Below are 6,507 nucleotides of genomic sequence, written 5' to 3' on the forward strand. Positions count from 1 at the left end.
ATCATGCTTCGCCGAGGGCCCGTCGCCGAGAGGTGGCGGGCCCTCGGCCCTTCGGCGGCGCCGACGCGGCGCCGAAGCGTGCGCACCGGGGCGCGGGAGGCTGTGGCGTGCGTCCCGAATCGTGGGCGACTCTGGTAGGCCCGCGAGGTGGTCCGGCATGATCCCCTCGGACAGGACCGAGAGGAGAGGTGACACATGACGCTCTGGGAGTCGATCGCCGTTCTGGTGGCCGGCGTCGGCGCCGGGATGATCAATGTGATCGTCGGCTCCGGCACTCTGATCACCTTCCCCGTCCTGCTCGCCGTGGGCATCCCGCCGATCACCGCCAACGTCTCCAACTCCTTCGGCCTCGTGCCAGGTTCGCTCAGCGGTGTGATCGGCTACCGCCGTGAACTCGCCGGCCAGGGCCGCCGCGTGCTGCGCATGGGCAGCGCGTCGCTGCTCGGGGGCCTGGTCGGGGCGCTGCTGCTGATCAAGTTGCCGAGCGGCGCCTTCGACGCGATCGTCCCGGTGCTGATCCTGCTCGCGCTCGTCCTGGTGGTGATCCAGCCCCGGGTGGCCAAGGCCGTCGCAGCCCGTCGCCGTCCCGGCGGGGACCCGGACGGCAGCCCGGTGCTGCTGTTCGGGGTGTTCCTCACCGGCATCTACGGCGGCTACTTCGGTGCCGCGCAGGGCGTCCTGCTGATGGCGCTGATGGGCATGCTGCTCCAGGAGGACCTCCAGCGGATCAACGCGGTGAAGAACGCCCTGGCGATGATCGTCAATGCTGTGGCCGCGCTCTTCTTCCTGTTCACGTCGACCGTGAACTGGGCGGCGGCCGGGCTGATCGCGGCGGGCTCGCTGGTCGGCGGCCTGGTCGGCGCCAAGGTCGGCCGCCGCCTCGCACCGGCCGCGTTGCGCGCTGTCATCGTGGTGGTCGGTCTCGCTGCCGTCACCAAACTGCTGATGAAGTGAGCAGTCGTCAGCCTGAATGAGAGTCGGAGGAATGCGTCATGGCTCTGGAGATGCGTGAGACCTGCGAACGCTGCGCGGTGTCGCTCACTGCCGACGGCCCCGCCTCGATATGTTCCTACGAGTGCACCTTCTGCTCGGACTGTACCGAGGCCATGGCCGCCACCTGCCCCAACTGCGGAGGCGAGCTGGTGGCCCGTCCGCGTCGGAAGGCCGCCTGACCCAGGGATCCCGAGCACCCCGGAGTCCTGGCACCCGGACCGACGAGCCACCAGGAGCGCGGAGATGAGCAGCAGGGCACGGCTGAACGAGGACGAGGTCACGACGGCCCTGGCGGCACTGCCGCAGTGGACCCGGGAGGGCGACAGCATCGCCCGTAGCGCCGACGCCCCGGACTTCCCGGCGGCGATCCGGGTGGTCGTCGCCGTCGCCGAGCAGGCCGAGGCACTCGACCACCATCCCGACATCGACATCCGCTGGCGCACGCTCCGATTCGTCCTCTCAACCCACAGCGCCGGCGGTCTCACCGGTCTGGACTTCACTCTCGCCGCCCGGATCGACGAGGCCCTGCGCGCGGAGTCGGCGGCCTGACGCGGGTCGACGGAGGGTTCCAAACCGTACGGTGGAGGCCCGGGACCGTGCCCTCGGGCGGGCGTGAGATGCTGACTGCCGCATCGGCAGGCGGACGGGCACGGGAGGGACGGAACGGATGGCGCAGGAGCCCTTCGGAGACGCCCCCTCCCAGCAGCCGTGGCAGCCCCAGGGGCACCCGTACTGGCAGCACGGTGGGCACGGCGGACACTCCGAGCAAGAGCTGCCACCGCAGCAGTCGTCGCCGTGGCAGCAGCAGTCGGTCTACGGCTCGGTCGAGTACGGGCAGCAGCAGCCGCAGTACGGCCAGGACGTCCAGGCGCACGGGTACACCGGCTATGACCAGGGCGGCTACGTCGAGAGCGGATACGGGCGGACGGCCTGCGTCGAAGGCGGCCACGCCCAGAGCCAGTACGTCGGCCAGGAGCAGTACCAGCCGTACCCGCAATACCCGGACCACGGCCAGCAGTTCCAGCCCTACGGGTCGTACGCCGACTCCGGGCAGCCGGTCGGGGAGAGCCTGTACGTCCCGGAGGGCGCGGAGTACTCGGCGGACGGCTATGTGCGCATCGAGGAGCCCGAGGCAGCTCCCGACCCGCAGGAGCCCGAGAAGACTTCTCCGGAGCAGCCCTCCGAACTCCAGGCCGAGCCCGCCGCTCCGTCGCGGGCCGCGGCCCGGCGAGGTGCCGGGGGCGGTGCCCGCTCGCGCTCCGGTTCCGACACCGGCTCCCGGTCCGGCTCATCGCTCTCGGCCACGGCCCGGAAGGCCGCCGGCGCGGTGCTGACCGGCGAGCACATGCCCAGCCGCCGGGCCCTGCTGGTGCGGACCGGCGCGGGCGTGGCCGCGCTGGGCGTGCTGGTGGGGACGGGGCTGATGGTCGGCGCCGAGAGCGGAGGCAGCGCGGCGGCCAGCAGTGGCGGCGAGCCGGGTTTCGCGGTGGCGCACAACCGGGCGTGGGCCGCGCAGCCCGCCGCGGCCGGGGCATCGGCGGGCGACGACACGCTGATCGGCAGCTGGCTGCTGGCCGACGCCGTGGTGCGGGCCGACGGCTCCGGGGTGCACGCGTACGACCGGGCGGGCGGCAAGCCGACCTGGTCGGTGGAGCCGCCGGTCGCCGGGGCGGTGCCGTGCGGGCTGTCGGCGGGGGTGAACCAGGCGGGCCTGGGAGCGGTGCTGTTCCGTCCGCAGGCCGATCCGAAGAGCCCCTGCACGCTGCTGGCCGCCGTGGACACCAAGAACGGCAAGACCGCCTGGACCAAGACCCTCTCGGACACGAAGGGCACCTACTCCGCCCGGGTGGGCGTCACCGAGGACAAGATGGTCGCCGTAGGCGACGACCGGGCGCTGGCCTGGGAGTCGACGGACGGGAAGGACGTCTGGCAGTACACCGGACAGGGCAGGTTCTGCACCCTCTCCGGGGGCGTCAGCGGCAAGACCGTGCTCGTCGCCTCCTCCTGCGCCGATTCGACCCCCGCCGACCAGGCCGTCGCGCTGAACGTCGCGGACGGCAAGGTCAGCTGGTGGCGGGGTCTGAACAACCAGCCGAAGACCGTGACCGTGCTCTCCGCCGAACCGCCCGTGGTGCTCACCACCGGGGAGAAGCCCGAGAACGACCGGGTGTTCGCCTGGGGCACGGCCGGCGACCCGGCCGCGGAGATTCCGGTGTCCGTCGACGGCGGTCGGCTGGACGTCGCCCACGGTGCGTTCTCGGCCACTCCGGGCGTGTACTTCGAGGGCCGCACGATGGTCACCACCATCGCTCCGCCGAACGTCGGCGGGCCGGTGTCCGCGGTCGGCTACGACCTGGACACCGGCAAGCAGCGCTGGAAGGCGCCGACGGCCGCCAAGGGCGCCACCCGAGCGGTCGGCATCGACGGCGGATCGCTGGTGCTCGCCGCCGACGAGCGCCGCGACCAGCCCGCCCGCCTCAGCCGGTTCCCCCTGGCCGGCGGCGAGGAGGCGCCCGGCGGCAACTTTCCGCCGGGCACCGGTTCGCTGCTGATCTCCGGACGGGTGCTGATCGGCGGCGGACAGGTGGTCGTGGTGCCCGAGCACTCGGCCAACTACGGCACGGCGGCGGGCTACCAGGCGAAGGGCTGAGACCTTCTCCTGCCCTTATAACCGCCCTTCTCGTACCCCGGTTTCCCGCCCGTCCCGCCACGAGGGAGCCTTCGCGTCGAGAGCGCTCTCGATCCCGGTGGAGCCTGAGGCGAGGCGATCCCGCTGGAGATGTCAGGCCTCAGGCCGCGGAGACGGGCCGGCCCGGTACGGCCGGCAGCCAGTCGGCGAGGTCCCGGACCTCCGAGCCGCGCAGTCCGAGCGCCAGCATCAGGCTGGCCTGCGGCGTCGGGACGAACGGGCGACGCAGCAGTTTCATCCCGGCCTGCTCCGGTGTGCGGTCCGCCTTGCGCTGGTTGTCCTCCGCGCACGCGGCCACGGTGTTCATCCAGCTGTCCGCGCCACCGCGCGACCTGGGCTGGAGGTGGTCCACCGTGGTGGCCCGCCGACCGCAGTACGCGCACAGGTGCTGGTCCCTGGCCAGGACGCCCCGCCTCGACCACGGAGCCTGTTGTCGGAACGGCACCCGTACGTACCGTTGCAGTCTGATCACCCGTGGCACCGGGACGGTCACGCCCGTCCCCCGGATCGAGCGCAGCGGGTGCGCCTGCTCCACCACTGCCTTGTCCTGGAGCACCAGGACGACGGCGCGCTGGAGCGACACCGTCGTCAAGGGCTCGTAGCTCGCGTTCAGAACCAGCGTGTTGCGCACTCGGCACACCCTTCCCGCGGGCGTGCCACGGCGGCACGACCGTCTCCACACACGTCACTGCCGCCGCACGGCGGTGGAACCACTCTGAATGGGCCCGCAGCCGTCGAACAACGGAATTTCCGGTATCGGAGAGGGGATCCGGGGGAGCGGACCGGTGCCCGGCGGGGCACGTCGCGGGCGCGGCGCGGGCGCCCCGGAGGCGCCGCTCGGGTGCCTCGGGGAAAACTCGCTGGCAGGAACCGCGTAGGCTCTATCAGGCTGGAGTCGTACCGACCCGGGGCCCGATCGAACCGGGCCGTCGCCGGGCGGACGCCCGATCGAAGGAGAAGCGTGACCGTGACGGACATCGTCGACGAGCTGCGGTGGCGTGGGCTGATCGCCCTGTCCACTGACGAGGACGCACTGCGCAAGGCGTTCGCGGACGGCCCGGTCACGTTCTATTGCGGCTTCGACCCGACGGCCCCCAGCCTGCACCTCGGCAACCTGGTGCAGATCCTCACCATGCGCCGCATCCAGCAGGCGGGGAACCTCCCGCTCGGCCTGGTCGGCGGCGCCACGGGCCTGATTGGTGACCCGAAGCCCACCGCCGAACGCGTGCTCAACGATCCCGAGACGGTGGCCGGCTGGGTCGAGCGCCTGCGTGGCCAGATCTCGCGGTTCCTCGACTTCGAGGGCCCGTACGCGGCCCGCATGGTCAACAACCTGGACTGGACGTCCGGGATGTCGGCGATCAGCCTGCTGCGCGACGTGGGCAAGTACTTCCGGGTCAACAACATGATCGCGAAGGAGGCCGTCGCCCGACGGCTCAACTCCGATGCCGGCATCAGCTACACCGAGTTCAGCTACCAGATCCTCCAGGGCATGGACTACCTGGAGCTGAACCGCCGCTACGGCTGCGTCCTGCAGACCGGCGGTAGCGACCAGTGGGGCAACCTGACCGCCGGTACGGACCTGATCCGCAAGGCCGACGGCAAGTCCGTCCACGCGCTCGCCACTCCGCTGATCGTCAAGGCCGACGGCACCAAGTTCGGCAAGACCGAGTCCGGAACGGTCTGGCTCGACCCCGAGCTGACCACCCCGTACGCCTTCTACCAGTTCTGGCTGAACGCGGACGACCGGGACATCCCCACCTTCCTGCGGATCTTCAGCTTCCGCTCGAAGGAGGAGATCGAGGAGCTGGAGCGCGAGACCACCGAGCGCCCCGCCGCCCGCCTCGCCCAGCGCGCCCTCGCCGAGGAGCTCACCACGCTGGTCCACGGTGCGGAGCAGTACGAGCGCGCGGTCGCCGCGTCCAAGGCGCTGTTCGGCCAGGGAGACCTCGCCGATCTGGAGGCTCCCACTCTGGCAGCCGCCCTGGCCGAGGTCCCGAAGGCCGAGGTGTCGGAACTCCAGTCGGTGGTCGACCTGCTGGTCGCCGTGGGTCTCTCTCCGAGCCGCTCGGCCGCCCGCCGGACGATCAAGGAGGGCGGGGCCTACCTCAACAACGTCAAGGTGGCGGACGAGGAGGCGGCGCCGACCGAGGCCGACCTGCTGCACGGTCGCTGGCTCGTGCTGCGACGGGGCAAGCGGAACCTGGCGGCGGTGGAACTGGTCGCCGCCGGCTGACCGGTCGACGAACCGGCCGGGCTGAGGGCTGGCTGAAAGTGCACCTGCTCTGACCTGCGATTCAGAGCGTCGAGGGCCGGATCTGGACAGATCCGGCCCTCGACGTTTGACGACGTCGTCCGGGTGGCCTAGTGTTGAACGAGTCGCTGGAGCGGCCATCCCATTCAGCACGACCCACTCTCACTCTGATCCCATGAAGATGGGTTCGTTGGCGTTGCCGCCAACGAGGGCCGGGAGTGAATTTCGAGTGAAACTCGGAATGCGCTAATGTGATGGACGTCGCGAAAGTGACCCCGGCCAGTTCGGGAGTCAGGTGAATGAAACTCCGGAAAACGGAGCGGAAAACGTCTGATAAGCTGGAAACACGAAAGAACGAAGCCCGGAGGGCCTGCCGGAAGGCGGTCCGAAGGAAGCGTCCGTTCCTTGAGAACTCAACAGCGTGCCAAAAGTCAACGCCAGATATGTTGACATCCCCGGCCTCGGTCATTGTGACTGGGGTTGGAGATTCCTTTTGAAATAACACTAGCGAGGACGCAGTGCGCGGGGCCGCCTTATTCCGGTGGTTGCCGTGCCGCTCAACGCGAGTGTG

6 protein-coding genes are annotated in these 6,507 nt (G+C 70.5%); 5 read left to right on the forward strand and 1 reads right to left on the reverse strand.

From position 1 onward, the window contains the following. The first annotated feature begins 195 nt into the window (after positions 1-195). From ACZ55U_RS23745 to ACZ55U_RS23760, 4 genes are all read left to right on the forward strand, one after another. Entirely contained in the window at positions 196-954 is a 759-nt protein-coding gene (locus ACZ55U_RS23745; RefSeq protein WP_465528695.1) for a sulfite exporter TauE/SafE family protein, read from the forward strand. 38 nt (positions 955-992) lie between these two features. Further along, the gene (locus tag ACZ55U_RS23750) at positions 993-1,172 is read left to right on the forward strand and encodes a DUF1272 domain-containing protein (RefSeq protein ID WP_465528697.1); all 180 of its coding nucleotides are present in this window, start codon (positions 993-995) and stop codon (positions 1,170-1,172) included. A gap of 64 nt (positions 1,173-1,236) precedes the next feature. Continuing rightward, positions 1,237-1,542, forward strand: a complete 306-nt coding sequence (locus ACZ55U_RS23755; protein WP_465528699.1) for a 4a-hydroxytetrahydrobiopterin dehydratase — start codon at positions 1,237-1,239, stop codon at positions 1,540-1,542. A gap of 118 nt (positions 1,543-1,660) precedes the next feature. Further along, complete coding sequence (locus ACZ55U_RS23760; RefSeq protein WP_465528701.1) at positions 1,661-3,643, forward strand: outer membrane protein assembly factor BamB family protein; 1,983 nt, start codon at positions 1,661-1,663, stop codon at positions 3,641-3,643. Between the two features lie 139 nt (positions 3,644-3,782). Here ACZ55U_RS23760 and ACZ55U_RS23765 read toward each other — a convergent pair whose 3' ends face one another. After that, on the reverse strand, positions 3,783-4,313 hold the full coding sequence (locus tag ACZ55U_RS23765) for an HNH endonuclease (protein WP_465528703.1): 531 nt from the start codon (positions 4,311-4,313) through the stop codon (positions 3,783-3,785). Positions 4,314-4,649: 336 nt separating this feature from the next. Between ACZ55U_RS23765 and tyrS the strand changes: the two genes are divergently transcribed. Beyond that, positions 4,650-5,918, forward strand: coding sequence for a tyrosine--tRNA ligase (tyrS, locus tag ACZ55U_RS23770; RefSeq protein WP_465528707.1), 1,269 nt, complete (start codon positions 4,650-4,652; stop codon positions 5,916-5,918). Positions 5,919-6,507 lie beyond the last annotated feature (589 nt).

This window comes from Kitasatospora sp. NPDC034533 (assembly GCF_055575155.1).